This window comes from Maritalea myrionectae DSM 19524, assembly GCF_000423365.1.
GTDB classification, from domain to species: Bacteria; Pseudomonadota; Alphaproteobacteria; order Rhizobiales; family Devosiaceae; genus Maritalea; species Maritalea myrionectae.
Window position 1 is genome coordinate 79,213 of sequence record NZ_AUHV01000005.1, and the last position, 15,265, is coordinate 94,477.

Here is a 15,265-nt window from a genome sequence, read left to right on the forward strand (position 1 = left end):
ACGCCCACGTCTTGACCCTCACGCAACGTCAGCCCCTATTTGATGTGTCAGCGGAAGGAAAGGACCAATGAAATCCTATTTGATCAAGCAAGTTGCTGAAATGGCGGGCATCACCGTGCGCGCGCTGCGCCACTATGATCAGGTGGGTTTGTTGCACCCTGCCTATGTTGGCGAGAATGGCTATCGCTATTACACGCGCGATGAATTGTTGCGATTGCAGCAAATCATGTTTTTTCGCGAAATGGATATGCCATTAAAGGATATTCATAAAGTGATGGCTGGCACTGATTATGAGCGTTTGCGGCACATGAAGCTGCATCGGGATAAGCTGGCGCAGAACCTTCGTCGTCAACAAGAATTACTGACGGTGATTGACCGCTCAATCGCTGAATTGGACGGAGATATCAAAATGAACAATGACGAACTGTACAAAGGCTTTTCACCGCAAAAGCAACAAGCCTATCAAGATGAGCTTGTGGCCAAACATGGCGGCATTATGCGGGACAGAATAGCGAAATCGAACCAACAATATGCTCACGATGCGCAAGCGCATGCGGGCGGCGAGGATGGTCTTGTGAAGGAACGCATGGATCAGTTGCAGCAAATTGAAGGCGATTTGATCTTGATGATGCAAGCGGGCAAAGATCCATCCGACAAAGAGGTTCTTGAGCTTGTGGCTCTCCATCATCGTTGGGTTGGCCAATGGTGGGGACAGCAGCCCGATGCGCAAAGCTATGCCGGGTTGGCGGATATGTATTTACACACGCCTGACTTTGAAGCCCGCTACGAGCAATTGGCAGAAGGGTTCGCCGTTTATTTGGCGACCGCCATGAAAGATTTTGCGAAATCTCGATTGAACTAGAATGGGGGCGCTGCGGCGCCCTTATTTTTTGACGCGGTAATGATATCGATAAAGCTCTTTGGAAAACCCAAGCTTTGTATAGAGCGTCGTTGCAGGCTCATTCTCTGCCACAACCTGCAACGCCGCTGCGGTGCAACCGTGTTTTGCCGCCCAGACCAAAAGGCTGTTGATGGTTTTTTGCGCCATGCCCTTTCGGCGAAAATCAGGATGCGTGGCGACGGATTCAATAATGGCGATTCCATCTACGGCCACTACATAGGCGATCGCGGCCACTTCATTCCCATATGTAAACTGACCAAAGGCACAGGGCATCGCGATTTTGCCGAGCATGTCTTGGAAAGTTTTTCGCTGCGGCTCGCCTTTGTCCGACTGGCTAAAATAGAAATCGAGCCAACTGGCAGGCACATGATTTGGCGCGACATACACATCACGATCTGGCTGCATCTTTGACAAGTCTGAAGCGAAAAGCGTGATGGTTTCAGCTTCGCGTTGATAACCCAAACTTGCCAAATCAACGTCCAACTCGTTGGCGATATCCGGCAAACGAAAACAGGCCCGCATATGGAAATGATCGAACACACCTTCAGCCAAGGATACGAAATGCGTGCCACGGGCGCGTGGGCCATTGAGCGGATTAAGTGAATTGGCGCGTCGGGATCTGTTTGATCCGCTATAGCGCAAAATATAGCCGCCAAATTGTTGCGCATGCAAAGCTGGCCAAGCCAACTGGCAAGCTTCTTCAACCCGCCAGCAAAGTGCCAAATCTTCGTGCATATTGCGCTCTAAAGGGGGGTGTAGAAAATATGAGCGCCGATCTTTTTCACCGGCTGATAGGCTGTGGCCCAATTGGGCGACACCCGCGCCGCGTGATAGTAAAGCGCGGTAACAGGCAAGGTATCCAAATGGTCGCGCTGTTGGAACCGTTTAAAGGCGGTGTTGGCGATCAGTCCGGCGCGCACCCAGCTTTCCCGCACGATGCGGTTGCCCTTGCCGCCATTGTCCGACTTGCCATCGCAGGCAAATGAGAACTGGCAAGAGTGCAAACGGTGGGCATTTTGAAACACAACCCCGCAAATGCTGTTGGGATATTTTGGGTGCTGCACACGGTTGAGAATCACTTGCGCCACAGCCCATTGGCCATCTTCTGGTTCACCGCGCGCTTCATGATAAATTGCCTGCGTCAGACAAATCTTTTCTTTTGAAGCGATAGCGATTTTTTCTTCGGTGGGTTTGAATTTGGTTTTGGCATATTTCGCCAACAATTCAGGTGTGAGCGGGTTGGCCGCCTGCTGTGAGGCAGCAGGCAGTGCGGCAAGGAGCAAAAACGCCACAGCCAACCCGTATTGCAAAATAGATTTTGCCACCCTTAACAACCCCGTTTCCCCGAAAGCTTTGCAGCTTGAATGGACGTTAATAAATCTTTTACCGGAAATCGAGCCGTTTGTTAAGTAATGGTTAACCGTAAAAATTTGCATTTTTTTCATAAATCAGATCAACTGTTTTGGTCCAACCACATATTTTTCTTTCACGCATGGCGACCTGACCTGTTGCGGGTTCAAATTTGCTTGCAAGAAAACACAGAAAGAGATTCAAATGTCCCTTATCTCCCCGAGCCCGCCATTGTCGGAGCTAAACCGACGACAAGTGCAATGGATTGGCGCTGGCTTTATTATGACGTTCGCCTCCATGGGTGGGCAGACGATTTTTATCGCGCAGTTCAACACGGAGATACGCAGCTTTTTCAATCTGACTGACGGTCAGTTTGGCCAACTCTATATGCTGGCGACGCTGGCAAGCGCGATTCTCATTTCGATTGTGGGCAATTTGGCCGACCGGATTGGGCCGCGCCTGTTGGGCATTTTATGCATGGTGGGCCTTGCGGTGATGACCCTCGTCATGTCGCAAGTGGGCAATTTGGTCATGTTGGTGTTGGCGCTTTTTGGCCTGCGTTTCTTTGGCCAAGGCATGTTGCCCCATGTGGCGCAAACGGCGATGGCGCGGTGGTTCAACCGTTTCCGGGGCCGCGCCCTGGCTTTTTCACAAATGGGCTATACGTTGGGCGAAGCAATTCTGCCGTTTTCGGTAACGGTGGGTATTTTGGCTGTTGGCTGGCGCAATGTTTGGATCGCCGTTGCAGGCATTTTGATTGTCGCCTTCATTCCCATCATCACTTTTTTGCTGCGTGACCCGCCAGATGGCAAACGCGCAAAGGCGCGTGGTGATGTGAACCCGGACGGCGGTGAAGAAGGCAAAGTCACTGGCGAACATTGGACCCGCGCGAACGTGCTCAAAGATCCGCTATTTTATTTGTTGGTCTTTGGGGCCATGACGCTGCCTGCCCTGGCCACCATTTATTTTTTCCACCAAGCTCATTTGGTGGGAATTAAAGGCTGGTCCGTTTTAACTTATACCGCGTGGTTGCCTCTCATGTCAGCGACCAATGTGATCATGGCCCTGGCCACAGGCTTTTTGGTAGATCGATTTGGCGCATTCCGCATTTTGCCCTTTTTCTTGCTGCCCATGGGCATTGCGAGCCTCGTGATGGCCAGCTTTAACGCCCAGTGGGCGATCCCGCTCTTCTTTATGTTTGTGGCGCTTTCCGGCGGCATGGCTCCCTCAGTTGCAGGCGCGCTATGGGCGGAGATTTATGGCACCGCCCATATTGGTGGCATTCGCGCCTTGGCCATTGCGGGCATGGTATTTGCCTCCGCCGCCGGTCCGGGCATTTCAGGCATGTTGATTGATGCTGACATCAATTTGGCGCAACAGAGCTGGGGCAACGCGATTTATTGTTTCGCCATTTCAGCGCTCTATTTGGCATTGCAACCGAAACTCGCCGCCCGGCGAAACGAAATGATGGCGAGTTAGCAGCCTGCAAAATGGTTGGTGAGGAAGTTTGTCCACCCTTTCTCACCACCCTTTTGGGTCGATAGCAGATCGAGCTTAAAATCTTCATAGCCGAGATGATTGGGCATATTGAGCTCCGCCAACTCCAAATGGCCATGCATCGAGTTAAAAATCAGCTGGCCAATTTCGGCATCATCACCCACAAAGCTCAGACTAAATCGATGCGATAATGCGGTATATTTATCATCGTAACTCGCCTTCACCGTGCCCAGATAGGTCAGCGGTTCATCCAATGATGGGTCGGCCAACAGCAAGGGCAAACCAAATTCAAAATCGGCCTTTGGATTGTTGGCCGCTTGGTGCGCGATGGTGAGGCTGGCGAAATCGAAATCATATAAATGCCAAGGGGTGTGCTCCACCTGCGTTGATTTTTCAATCACTGGCATATTGGGCAATTCCACACGAATCGACAGCTCCTTTGCTGCTTCATCGTAGGTGAGGAACGCAAAGTCCCGATGCTGGGCATCAGGCAAAAGCCGTGCGCCAGTGATCGATGCGGCCACGCCGCTTTCCGGGTCCAATTTGGCATGAACAAACGCGGCATCGGTGCATTTTTCACGCGCCTTATAAACTTCAACCGCATCCGCTGCCGCATAGAAAACTGAAACCTGCTCCGGCAAGCTGCCATCCTGATTGGTGCGCTCATAGTGATAAATGGTCCCCACCTGATCAGATGCGGCCAATGCAGCTGAAGTCGTGCCCATCGTCACGACGGCCAATAAGCCCACGCAACCCTGCCTAATCATGCTTGATGTTTGTTTGCCCATGCTTGGTCCCTCTTTCAGCTGCACTTTGGATCGCTTTGATATGGGTGTGATTGATCGGCGTTCAAGATTACGGCATTCTTCATCCTGCCCAAGAACGGAGGAATTAGCTTTGGCTTTTGATATTCACCCCATCAGTGATGCCAATAGTGCGTTGCTGGATATGGTGGCACCGGATGTGTTCGATTCCCCCATACACCCCCAAATGCTCGCCGCATTCTGCAATCAGCCGGGACATTTTTTGGCCGTGGCAACGATAGATCGCCTTGTGGTGGGGCAAGTGCGCGGCATATTGCACCTAAGTCCGGATGAGCCCGCCGTGCTCTATATCGATAATTTGGGTGTAACACCGAAACACAAACGCAAAGGCATTGCCCGCGCATTAATGCAATCTGCCTTGGCGTGGGGCCACGCCCGCGGGGCACGCAGTTTTTGGGTTGCAACTGAAATTGACAATGCAGAAGCCCGTGCGTTTTACGCCTCATTATCGCTCGACGAACAACCGGTGGCCTACTTTGAAGGCCGCATTTAGAAAACATCGTCTCAAAGGGCGAACCACATTTTGGGGACATACAGGCAGCGACCACGGTGTCGCCAGCTTCAATCTTTTTTTGCTGGAGGATGCCCTTAGATCAGATCACACTTTCGATTGACTCGGTGACCTGGCTTGAGCGATCAGCCCGGGTTATTTTTTGAACCATTGTCGTGCGCCAAGCACAACAAAGCTGATCAATGCCAGCGCGATCAGTATAAAGGTAAGCGGTAGGAAAAAGCTTTCTTGCACCACGTTGTTTTGATCCAGCCGACTGCCATAAAAAACAGATTCAGCCGTGGCTGACGCGGCGGCCAACACCAGCAAAACCAACGGGGCGATGATATAAGATTTTCGCATTTTCATATCCACTTTGAGGAACGTCTAGCGGAATTTGCTAGGCCCTCAAAGTGGCAATTCGGTGGCGCTAGTGCGCGTCATTCCAATTGTCCGCCGCGCGGGCGTCCACTTCCAACGGCACGCTCAAATGCACTGCCGGCAGCGACGCGTCACACATAACCCGTTGAATAAGCGGTATAGCTTGATCGACGGATTCTTTTGGCACCTCAAAAATCAATTCATCGTGCACTTGCAGCAGCATATCCGCTGGCACTGAACTTTCCTGCAGCACGGATTCCATTTTAATCATGGCGCGGCGGATAATGTCCGCAGCAGACCCTTGGATCGGCGCATTGATTGCCGCCCGCTCATAAAAGGCGCGGTGGCCCTGGTTCTTGGTGTTGATTTCGGGGAAAAACGCTTTGCGCCCAAACAAGGTCTCCACATATCCCTTATCGTGGGCAAACTTTTTCATCTCATTCATATAGTCCTGGATGCCGGGGAAACGCCCAAAATATTTCTTGATATATTCGCTGGCTTCCGAGCGTGAGATGCCTAACTGGTTGGCCAAGCCAAACGCTGAAATACCATAAATGATGCCGAAATTGATCGCCTTGGCTTGGCGGCGCACCATGGGGTCCATGCCTTCAATCGGCACATTGAACATTTCCGACGCGGTCATGGCGTGAATATCGAGCCCATCTGAAAACGCATTTTTCAACGCATCGATATCCGCGATATGCGCCAACACGCGCAGCTCGATTTGGCTATAGTCAGCCGAAATCAGTTTCTTGCCCTTTTCCGCCACGAATGCGGTGCGGATCTTTCGGCCATCTTCAGAACGTACGGGGATATTTTGCAAGTTTGGATCAGATGAAGACAGGCGACCCGTGGCCACTGCTGCTTGGGCATATGATGTATGCACCCGGCCCGTGTTTGGATTGATAAATTCCGGCAGCGCGTCCGTATAGGTCGATTTCAACTTGGACAGTCCGCGCCAATCCAGCACTTTTTGCGCCAACTCGTTGCCTTCTGCCGCCAAATCATCCAGCACGCTGGCACCGGTTTGCCACGCCCCGGTTTTGGTTTTCTTGCCGCCGGGCAATTCCATTTTACCAAACAAAATGTCACCCAATTGTTTGGGCGAGCCAACATTGAACTTCTCACCCGCCAGCTCATGCGCTTCCGCCTCAATTGCCGCGGCGCGTTGGGCAAATTCGCCCGACAATTGGCTCAGAATTTGGCGGTTTACGTGAATGCCACGGGCTTCCATACGTGCCAATACTGGCACCAATGGCCGCTCAATAGTTTCATAAAGCGTGGTGGCTTTTTCAGCGACCACCCGCTGCTTGAGAATGTGCCAAAGGCGCAGGGTAATGTCCGCATCTTCCGCTGCATATTTGGATGCAGATTCAATTTCGAGCAGGTCAAATGTCTTTTGCTTTTTGCCTGTGCCCGCCAAATCTGTGAATTTGATTGGCGTGTGGTTCAGCCATTTTTCCGACAGTGCATCCATGCCGTTATTTCGCGCACCATCGGTTGTGTAAGACATCAACATGGTGTCATCAATGGGCGACATTTCAATGCCATAGCGCATCAACATGCCCATGTCATATTTCATATTTTGCCCGATTTTGAGTATCGAACGCGCTTCCAAAACAGGCTTTAGCGCGTCGAGCACATCCGCCAGCGGCAACTGATCTGGTGCCTTGCCGCCGCCCAGCAAATCGTCCTCGCCAGATTTGTGTTGCAAGGGAATATAGCACCCCTCGCCCATTTCAGTGGCCAGGCAAATGCCCACCAAATCCGCTTGCTGGTTGTCCAGCCCGGTGGTTTCCGTATCGATCGCCACATAGCCCTTGTCCCAAATGGCATCCACCCATTTTTGCAGCGCTTCAGGGGTGCGGACAATTTCATATTTGTCATGATCAATCGGGATGGCTTGCACTTCTGCCAAGCGTTTTGCAAACAAACCTTCGGGCGTATGTTCCCCCGATTCTGCGCTTGCTGTCGTTTCCACTTCGCTTTCGTCTGCGGCCAGGTTTTCGTCCGCTTCAATCTCGTCGGCATCCGCTTCCAAGGCCGAAGCCACACGCTTGGTGATGGTGGTGAACTCCATGGCTTTCAGAAACGGAATCACATCGCTGGCGCTGATGGGTTGCCGCGCCAAATCATCCAGCGGCACTTCCACTGGCACATCAGCTTTCAAGGTCACCAAATCGCGCGAAATTCGGGCCTGATCAGCAAATTCGATCAGCTTTTCGCGGCGCTTGTTCTGTTTGATTTCGCCAGCTCGTTCCAACAGCGTATCGAGATCGCCATATTCGGCGATCAGCTGCGCCGCTGTCTTAATGCCGATGCCAGGAACACCGGGCACATTATCTACGCTATCGCCCGCCAGTGACTGAATATCGATCACCTTATCCGGGCCGCAGCCAAATTTTTCCTGCACCTCATCATAGCTGATCCATTTGTTTTTCATGGTGTCGAGCATAGAGATTTTGTCCGACACCAGCTGCATCAAATCCTTATCGCTCGATACAATCGTCACCCGCATGCCTTTGGCCTCGGCTTGACGGGCATAGGTGGCGATCAAATCGTCAGCCTCAAAGCCTTCCTGTTCAATGGACGCGATGCCGAATGCGCGGGTTGCGTCGCGCGTCAGCGGAAATTGCGGCACCAAATCTTCTGGCGCAGGCGGTCGATGGGCTTTGTATTCAGGATAGAAATCATTGCGGAATGTTTTGCCGGAATGGTCGAAAATCACCGCCATGTGGGTGGGGTTTTCTTCCCCTTCAAAATCTAACGTCAGCTTATAAAGCATGTTGCAAAAGCCGGAGACGGCGCCGACGGGCAGCCCATCCGACTTGCGTGCCAGCGGTGGCAAGGCATGGTAAGCACGAAAAATATAGGTGGAGCCATCGACCAGCAAGAGATGCATTTTGTTTCCTTCAGACCATAAGAGCGATATGGGATTCGCTCATCAGGCGCTCATGTTACCTGCCCCCCCGGCCCATTCAACCCGAAATTTCAAATGGTGAAGCGCAATCGCCAAATTTATCCCAAATTGGGTGAAATTGAGCATTGTCACAGGCCAAGGCTTGGTTTAAGTTCCCGGCACATTCGCGCCGTGGCAAACATTGCCACTCATAGGCGCACCGGCGCACCCGTAGCTCAGCTGGATAGAGCGCTGCCCTCCGAAGGCAGAGGCCACACGTTCGAATCGTGTCGGGTGCACCAATTCCTCAAGTAACCCACCGACATCTCAGCGTTTTCATTCGGAATAATGCTGGAGAGTTGACCAAAACATCTCACTATTTATTCGAAAAACGCGGGTATTATTATTTCTCGCGACGAATTCCATCTGATCTACGCGGGTCATATAAAACGCTGCGAGTCGTTCTCTCGCTTAAGACAAAATCTCTAAACCTGGCGCATTCACGTGCTATTTCTCTTTCGTCAAAGCTCGAAGAAGAATGGCACACGCTGAGGTTTCTGAATTAAGAAAGTGTTCTTTCGCGTTTCTTGATTACACGCAGCAAGTTTGACGGCACTCCTTCCTCCGCTCGCCAGATGAGTAAAGCGAAGAAACTTTATCTTGATGATAAGTCGGAAGGGAAATCGAAAACATTCCGGCAGGTTGCACGCATACGGTCCAAATTCGATGCGGACGTCATCAACACGTGGCGGGCCCTCAAAACACTTTCTGCCGGTGATGCCGTTTGGAACAGTGCCGCTGCCCACGCGCTCAATTTTCTGGCGCTGGGGATCGTTTTTCTTGACGGTGATAACCATGTGGTTTTTGCCAACGAAGCGGCAGGCTGACCTTGTCGCCAAAATTCTAGTTGGTGTCGGGGCTCTTTCCTTACCGAAAGGATTAGAAAAACCGCAAGAAGCATCCGGCGACTAGCTGCATTGTGTTGGCACTTTTGGCATGAGCCAAATCGCTCGAAGGGGAGCAAACAAATTAGTGCAATTTGCTTCTAAAAAAGCCCGCTCTGATTTGCACACATTTGGAGATCCAAGGATCGTTTTGTAAGGCTGCCGCCAGGTCGGTCACGTAAAAGTTGACAGGACTACATTTGCAAAGACGCGCAAACTCTGTACTCTATTTAGGATGAGCTCACAAAAAAAGCACTTCAGTGAAATGATGTCAGATGATGGCATTAGATCAACTTACCGCTCTTATAATGAGTGGTTTTCTGAGCAGGACAATCGTCGTCTCGCAAAAAAATCAGCACAAGCGGAAGCGCTGTTTAAGCGCACCGGCATCACGTTCAATGTTTATGGTCAGTCAGATGCCGAAGAACGTTTGATCCCGTTTGATTTGGTGCCCAGGATCGTCTCCAATTCTGAATGGAGCAAGCTGGCAAGAGGCATCGATCAGAGGGTGCGCGCGATCAATGCGTTTTTGCACGACATCTATAATCGGCAGGAAATATTGCGGGCCGGAGTTTTGCCGGTAAAGCTGATTGCGCAAAATGACGCGTTTCTGCCCCAGATGATGGACTTCAGCCCACCGGGGGGTGTTTACACGCATATTGTGGGGACAGACATTGTTCGAACGGGCGAAGATGAATTCTATGTTCTGGAGGACAACGCCCGGACCCCCTCAGGCGTCAGCTATATGCTGGAAAATCGTGAAACTATGTTGCAAATGTTTCCCGAGCTATTCAGCAAGATCAGGGTTCAGAACGTTGGTAATTACCCCAAAAATCTACGACGCTCCCTGGAAGCCAGCGCGCCCGCCTCATGCAACGGCCGGCCAACCGTGGCGATCCTTACGCCAGGCATTTATAATTCGGCCTATTATGAGCACAGTTTCTTGGCTGACCAGATGGGCGTTGAATTGGTTGAGGGCCATGATTTGCGGATTGTTGATGGGCATGTCGCCATGCGCACCACGCAAGGATACCGGACGATCGATGTGCTCTACCGCCGGGTAGATGACGAGTATCTTGATCCATTGACATTCAACCCCAACTCGACGCTGGGCGTGCCCGGCATCATGGATGTTTATCGCGCCGGCAATATTACAATCGCAAATGCCCCTGGCACCGGCGTGGCCGATGACAAGGCGGTTTATAGCTATATTCCCGATATAATCGAGTTTTATACTGGCGAAAAAGCCATCCTTAAAAATGTGGAGACCTATCGCTGTTCTGAACCGGACGCGCTGAAATACACGCTGAGCAACCTTTCTGAATTGGTTGTGAAGGAGGTGCACGGCTCTGGCGGATATGGCATGTTGGTTGGTCCGGCTGCCAGCAAGCGTGAGCTTGCCGATTTTGCCGACAAGCTTAAAGCACAACCGGAAAATTATATCGCGCAGCCAACGCTGTCGCTCTCAACCGTACCCATCTTCACAAAGAAAGGGTTGGCGCCGCGCCATGTTGACTTGCGCCCTTTTGCGCTTGTGTCGCCTGATGGCGTGGACATTACGCCCGGTGGCTTAACGCGGGTTGCGCTCAAAGCCGGAAGCTTGGTTGTGAATTCCAGTCAGGGCGGCGGCACAAAAGACACATGGGTATTGGAAGACTGATATGCTGGGAAAAACTGCAGGTGGTCTCTATTGGATGTTTAGGTTTCTCGAGCGGGCAGAAAACACCGCCCGCTTGCTTGAAGCCGGGTTTCGAATTGCGCTGACCAGATCTACGGATGCGGAAGCCGAATGGAAATCGGTGATTATCACGTTGGCGGCCCAACAAGGGTTTGAAGCGAAATACGACACATATGACAGCACACATGTCATCAATTATTTGCTGCGCGACGCTGACAATCCAAGTTCTATTCTTTCCGTTGTCAATGCGGCGCGTGATAATGCGCGGCTGGTGCGCACAGCACTGACTTCTGAAGTTTGGATGTCTGTCAACGAAACATGGATGCAGCTTTCAGACATCCTGAAGCACCAGGTGCGCGAGGTGGACCTGCCCGACGTGCTGGCCGCCATTCGGCAGCAAACTGCACTCGTGCGTGGGGCACTTAATGGCACCATGCTTAGAACAGATGTCTATCGCTTCTGCCAGGTTGGCATTCACATTGAGCGCATCGACAATACAGCGCGGATCATTGACGTTAAATATTACTCATTGCTGCCCGCCACCTCAATTGTGGGCGGAAGGCTTGATAATGTGCAATGGGAGACGCTGCTCCGTTCTGTTTCCGCCCACCGCTCATTTCGCTGGGCTGTTGATGAGGGCTTTACCGGTCCCGCGATTGCCAATTTTCTAATATTGGACACCCGCCTGCCGCGTTCGCTTATCTTTTGCAGCAAAGAAATCGTGTCAAATCTTGCTTTTATTGAGCAAGCCTATGGGGAACGGGCCATATGCCACGATCAAGCGGATAAGCTTTTGCAGCGGTTTAGCAATCGCGAAATTTCGACAATTTTTGAGGAAGGTCTTCACGAGTTTATTGGCTCAGTTCTGGGCGATACAGCAAATCTTGGATACCAGATCGAAAAAGATTATAGGTTCAACATATAGATGCAGCTCCAGATTTCACACACCACGCATTATCGCTACGACAAGCCGGTTGATTATGCTTTGCAACGGGTCCATCTGCGCCCCATGACTATGGATATCCAAGAGGTTGGCTCTTGGAACCTCGAGATTGAGGGTGGGCGGATTGAAGCCAGCTACCGTGACCACTACGGCAATCATAGCGATTTGATCAGCACCGATCCCGGCGTGCAAACACTCGCCATTACGGCGACCGGATCGGTTACAACCCGCGATACGAGTGGCGTTGTTGGCAAAGTCTATGGCCGCGCACCATTGTGGCATTTTTTGCAATCCACGCCATTAACGGTAGCCGGGCCAAAAATCCGCGCTTTATCCAAAATCATCATGCAAAGCGACGATCAACTGAGTGGGCTTCATGCCCTTTCAGCCGCCATATTGGAAGCTACCCCTTATAAACTGGGCGAGACTGATACGAACTCAACGGCTGAGGATGTTGTTGGCATCGGCAGCGGTGTTTGTCAGGATCATGCGCATGTTTTCACAGCAGCGGCGCGAGCTGCGGGCATCCCTGCTCGATATGTAAGCGGCTATTTGATGATCAACGATCAGATTGACCAGGACGCCAGTCATGCTTGGGCCGAGGTTCACCTTGATGAGCTCGGGTGGGTTGGTTTCGATGTTTCCAATGGTGTTGCGCCCGATGACAAATATGTGCGCCTCGCCGTCGGCCGAGATACGCGCGACGCGGCCCCAATCAAAGGCATGCGCCTGGGCGATTCAGATGAAACTATGATTGTATCTTTGCAGGTTCAGCAGTAAATAGGTGTGTAATAACCTCATTGGATCTATGAAATGACATATTGTGTTGGCATGCGATTGAATCGCGGACTGGTGTTGATGTCTGACACCCGCACAAGCGCTGGCGTTGACAATTTCTCGGTCAGCAAAAAAATGTTCACCTGGGCCAGCCCAGACGAATATGCAATCACCATCATGACTGCCGGCAATTTGGCCACCACCCAGGCGATGATCAGCTTGTTGGAGGAGCGCTCAAAAACCGCAGAAGAGCGCGATCCAAGCATTTTGCGACAGCCAACAATGTTTCAGGTTGCGCGCCTTGTTGGCGAGACCCTTAAAGAAGTGATCGCAGGGAGCAGCCCAAATGGCCAAACCTCGGATGACCAATTCCGGGCCTCCGTGATCTTGGCGGGCCAGATCGCAGGCGGGCAGCCGACCGTATTTCTGATCTATCCCGAAGGTAATTTTATTGAAATTACCGATGACACGCCGTTTTTTCAGATTGGCGAAACCAAATATGGTAAGCCAATTCTGGTGCGGGCATATGATGCGGACATGACTTTTGATGATGCTGTGAAGCTGTTGCTCGTTTCGTTTGATTCAACCATCAAATCCAACCTTTCTGTTGGGATGCCTTTCGATGTACTCGTTTACGAAAATGACGCCTTCGACGTTGGGCGTCAAAAGCGGGTCGAGGCGACAGATGAGGTTTTTCAGAAAATCTCAACGGGCTGGAGCAAAGCCTTGAAAGACGCCTTCCAGGAGCTACCGCGTTATTCGGTTTAAGTGGAGAATTGCGCCCTGTAATGCCCGCCTAATTGGAAAGGGAATAGCTCTTATTATACAGAACCGATGCCGCAAATGATGTTGCGATTATGCTTGCGCAACTCGACAAAGCCGCGAACGACCATTTTCTGATCGCGGTCTGCGTAATTCGCGTGCGCCTGCTTGAACTCTATGCTGTGAGATCAAAGCATTTCAAAGCTCCGGTATTTTTCCGGAGACCTTGACCCGATTGAAGCTGGTGCCGTCAGAGCGCTCATGTCTTTGTCTTCAAATAAATCCCTTAAGCGACGTTTGAATCGGGGAAGCTGGTTTTTTTGGCGGTCATGAAGCTGATCAGGCGCTCGTCGATTTCCGGGTCAAGTTCCGGTGGCTGGTACGCCGCCAGCATCGATTTATAGAGCTTTTCAGCGCGCACCTCTGCTGTCAGCGCCCCATCTTCCAGCCATTGTTCATAGCTATTATTGTCGGCAATTTTCGAGCGATAAAAGGCGGATTTAAAGTTTGCCTGTGTGTGCGCACAGCCGAGGAAATGCTGTCCCGGCCCCACTTCACGCAACGCGTCGAGCGCTTGCCCGTTCTCCGACATGTCGACCCCATTGGCATAGACGGCCAACATATTGGCCTGATCGGCATCCATCACGAATTTTTCGTAGCCCATGGCCAAACCACCTTCGAGCCAGCCTGCGGTGTGCAGCATGAAATTCACGCCCGCAATTAGCCCCTGCTGCAGCGTGTTGGCGGCTTCATAAGCGGCTTGTGCGTCAGGCACTTTTGAGGCTGTGAAGCCACCAGCGCTGCGGAATGGCACGCCCAAACGGCGCGCCAACGCGGCACCGACATTGATCACCATGGAGGCTTCAGGCGAGCCAAAGGTTGGCGCCCCTGACTGCATCGACATGGAACTCACAAAGTTGCCGTAAATCACCGGCGCGCCTGGTCGGGTTAGTTGGGCCAGCGTCATGCCACAAAGGCCTTCTGCCAGGCTTTGCGCTGCAACTGCGGCTGAGGTTACAGGCGACATCGCACCAGCCACAACAAATGGGCTGACCATGGCCGCCTGATTGTGCCGCGCATAAACCTTTAGTGCGCCAAGCATTGTGGAATCAAAAGTCATGGGCGAATTGGCGTTGATCAAATTGACCAGTACGCAATTTTCTTCAACAAAGTCATGACCAAAGACGATTTTGGCCATATCGACGGAATCTTGCGCCCGCTCTGGCGCCGTGACGGACCCCATGAACGGCTTGTCAGAATATTTGATGTGGCTATAGAGCATATCATAGTGGCGTTTGTTCACCGGCAAATCCATGGGCTCGCACAGGGTGCCGCCGGAATGGTGCAATCCCTCGCACATATAGGCGAGCTTTACGAAATTGCGGAAATCCTCAATTGAAGCATAACGTCGGCCGCCTTCGCGGCTATAGACGAACGGCGAGCCATAGGCGGGCACCAGCACCGTGTTGTTGCCACCAATGACAACATTCCGCGCTGGGTTGCGCGCATGCTGGGTGAACATGCTCGGCGCGCTTTTCTGGATGATCTCCCGGCACATGCCGCGCGGGAACCGCACGCGTTCACCATCGGCGCTCGCCCCTGCCGCAACAAAGGTCGCAATAGCGTCCGGATCGTCCTTAATGTCGATGCCGATCTCTTCAAGAATGGTATCCGCATTATATTCGATGATTTGCAGATCCGCATCGCTGAGGATTTCATAAGGGGGAATCTTGCGGGTGATAAAGGCCTGTGCCGGGGCTTCAGTTGTGCTCCCTGCCGTGCGTCCGCGGCGTCCGCCTTCGCGTCCTGGTCTGGGCAT

15 protein-coding genes and 1 tRNA gene are annotated in these 15,265 nt (G+C 52.0%); 10 read left to right on the forward strand and 6 right to left on the reverse strand.

From position 1 onward, the window contains the following. The first annotated feature begins 67 nt into the window (after window positions 1-67). Window positions 68-862 carry a MerR family transcriptional regulator gene (locus G549_RS0114280; RefSeq protein WP_027835588.1) on the forward strand — a complete coding sequence of 265 codons (795 nt, stop codon included), beginning with the start codon at window positions 68-70 and terminating at the stop codon, window positions 860-862. A gap of 21 nt (window positions 863-883) precedes the next feature. Here G549_RS0114280 and G549_RS0114285 read toward each other — a convergent pair whose 3' ends face one another. After that, the gene (locus G549_RS0114285) at window positions 884-1,636 is read right to left on the reverse strand and encodes a GNAT family N-acetyltransferase (protein WP_027835589.1); all 753 of its coding nucleotides are present in this window, start codon (window positions 1,634-1,636) and stop codon (window positions 884-886) included. An 8-nt stretch (window positions 1,637-1,644) separates the two neighbouring features. Beyond that, window positions 1,645-2,193: a cell wall hydrolase gene (locus G549_RS20490; protein ID WP_162889067.1), complete on the reverse strand. Its 549-nt coding sequence runs from the start codon at window positions 2,191-2,193 to the stop codon at window positions 1,645-1,647. A 262-nt stretch (window positions 2,194-2,455) separates the two neighbouring features. Between G549_RS20490 and G549_RS0114295 the strand changes: the two genes are divergently transcribed. Next, complete coding sequence (locus G549_RS0114295) at window positions 2,456-3,730, forward strand: MFS transporter (RefSeq protein ID WP_036222958.1); 1,275 nt, start codon at window positions 2,456-2,458, stop codon at window positions 3,728-3,730. Here the strand turns inward: G549_RS0114295 and G549_RS0114300 are convergent. Next, window positions 3,727-4,536, reverse strand: coding sequence for a hypothetical protein (locus G549_RS0114300; RefSeq protein ID WP_036222960.1), 810 nt, complete (start codon window positions 4,534-4,536; stop codon window positions 3,727-3,729). The genes G549_RS0114295 and G549_RS0114300 overlap by 4 nt on opposite strands. Window positions 4,537-4,645: 109 nt before the next feature. Between G549_RS0114300 and G549_RS20495 the strand changes: the two genes are divergently transcribed. Then, the gene (locus G549_RS20495) at window positions 4,646-5,065 is read left to right on the forward strand and encodes a GNAT family N-acetyltransferase (protein ID WP_051213890.1); all 420 of its coding nucleotides are present in this window, start codon (window positions 4,646-4,648) and stop codon (window positions 5,063-5,065) included. Between the two features lie 153 nt (window positions 5,066-5,218). On the opposite strand, the gene G549_RS0114310 is transcribed toward G549_RS20495, so the two are convergent. Further along, the gene (locus tag G549_RS0114310; protein WP_169449658.1) at window positions 5,219-5,425 is read right to left on the reverse strand and encodes a DUF3955 domain-containing protein; all 207 of its coding nucleotides are present in this window, start codon (window positions 5,423-5,425) and stop codon (window positions 5,219-5,221) included. A 67-nt stretch (window positions 5,426-5,492) separates the two neighbouring features. After that, window positions 5,493-8,345: a DNA polymerase I gene (polA, locus tag G549_RS0114315; RefSeq protein WP_051213892.1), complete on the reverse strand. Its 2,853-nt coding sequence runs from the start codon at window positions 8,343-8,345 to the stop codon at window positions 5,493-5,495. Between the two features lie 222 nt (window positions 8,346-8,567). Here polA and G549_RS0114320 point away from each other — a divergent pair. From G549_RS0114320 to G549_RS0114345, 7 genes are all read left to right on the forward strand, one after another. Continuing rightward, window positions 8,568-8,644 (forward strand) — tRNA-Arg (locus G549_RS0114320). Continuing rightward, complete coding sequence (locus tag G549_RS22155) at window positions 8,630-8,908, forward strand: DUF6538 domain-containing protein (RefSeq protein WP_425528545.1); 279 nt, start codon at window positions 8,630-8,632, stop codon at window positions 8,906-8,908. Before G549_RS0114320 ends, G549_RS22155 begins: the two co-directional genes overlap by 15 nt. 69 nt (window positions 8,909-8,977) lie before the next feature. Continuing rightward, window positions 8,978-9,229, forward strand: coding sequence for a hypothetical protein (locus tag G549_RS0114325; protein WP_027835594.1), 252 nt, complete (start codon window positions 8,978-8,980; stop codon window positions 9,227-9,229). Window positions 9,230-9,521: 292 nt separating this feature from the next. Next, window positions 9,522-10,946, forward strand: a complete 1,425-nt coding sequence (locus G549_RS0114330; RefSeq protein WP_027835595.1) for a circularly permuted type 2 ATP-grasp protein — start codon at window positions 9,522-9,524, stop codon at window positions 10,944-10,946. A gap of 1 nt (window position 10,947) precedes the next feature. Further along, on the forward strand, window positions 10,948-11,889 hold the full coding sequence (locus G549_RS0114335; RefSeq protein WP_027835596.1) for an alpha-E domain-containing protein: 942 nt from the start codon (window positions 10,948-10,950) through the stop codon (window positions 11,887-11,889). Continuing rightward, on the forward strand, window positions 11,890-12,687 hold the full coding sequence (locus tag G549_RS0114340) for a transglutaminase family protein (protein ID WP_027835597.1): 798 nt from the start codon (window positions 11,890-11,892) through the stop codon (window positions 12,685-12,687). It abuts the gene before it with no gap. Between the two features lie 33 nt (window positions 12,688-12,720). After that, the gene (locus tag G549_RS0114345) at window positions 12,721-13,452 is read left to right on the forward strand and encodes a proteasome-type protease (protein WP_027835598.1); all 732 of its coding nucleotides are present in this window, start codon (window positions 12,721-12,723) and stop codon (window positions 13,450-13,452) included. Window positions 13,453-13,732: 280 nt separating this feature from the next. Here the strand turns inward: G549_RS0114345 and G549_RS0114355 are convergent, their stop codons facing one another. Continuing rightward, window positions 13,733-15,265 (reverse strand): trimethylamine methyltransferase family protein, encoded by a 1,533-nt coding sequence (locus G549_RS0114355; RefSeq protein WP_027835599.1) that lies wholly within the window; start codon window positions 15,263-15,265, stop codon window positions 13,733-13,735.

Bases quoted from the DNA above. Each gene is read 5' to 3' on its own strand.
- G549_RS0114325 (WP_027835594.1), top strand. From the start codon at position 8,978: ATGAGTAAAGCGAAGAAACTTTATCTTGATGATAAGTCGGAAGGGAAA.
- G549_RS0114355 (WP_027835599.1), bottom strand. From the start codon at position 15,265: ATGCCCAGACCAGGACGCGAAGGCGGACGCCGCGGACGCACGGCAGGG.
- G549_RS0114300 (WP_036222960.1), bottom strand. From the start codon at position 4,536: ATGGGCAAACAAACATCAAGCATGATTAGGCAGGGTTGCGTGGGCTTA.
- G549_RS0114295 (WP_036222958.1), top strand. From the start codon at position 2,456: ATGTCCCTTATCTCCCCGAGCCCGCCATTGTCGGAGCTAAACCGACGA.
- G549_RS0114345 (WP_027835598.1), top strand. From the start codon at position 12,721: ATGACATATTGTGTTGGCATGCGATTGAATCGCGGACTGGTGTTGATG.
- G549_RS0114310 (WP_169449658.1), bottom strand. From the start codon at position 5,425: ATGCGAAAATCTTATATCATCGCCCCGTTGGTTTTGCTGGTGTTGGCC.
- G549_RS0114285 (WP_027835589.1), bottom strand. From the start codon at position 1,636: ATGCACGAAGATTTGGCACTTTGCTGGCGGGTTGAAGAAGCTTGCCAG.
- G549_RS0114330 (WP_027835595.1), top strand. From the start codon at position 9,522: ATGAGCTCACAAAAAAAGCACTTCAGTGAAATGATGTCAGATGATGGC.
- G549_RS0114335 (WP_027835596.1), top strand. From the start codon at position 10,948: ATGCTGGGAAAAACTGCAGGTGGTCTCTATTGGATGTTTAGGTTTCTC.
- G549_RS0114280 (WP_027835588.1), top strand. From the start codon at position 68: ATGAAATCCTATTTGATCAAGCAAGTTGCTGAAATGGCGGGCATCACC.
- G549_RS0114340 (WP_027835597.1), top strand. From the start codon at position 11,890: ATGCAGCTCCAGATTTCACACACCACGCATTATCGCTACGACAAGCCG.
- polA (WP_051213892.1), bottom strand. From the start codon at position 8,345: ATGCATCTCTTGCTGGTCGATGGCTCCACCTATATTTTTCGTGCTTAC.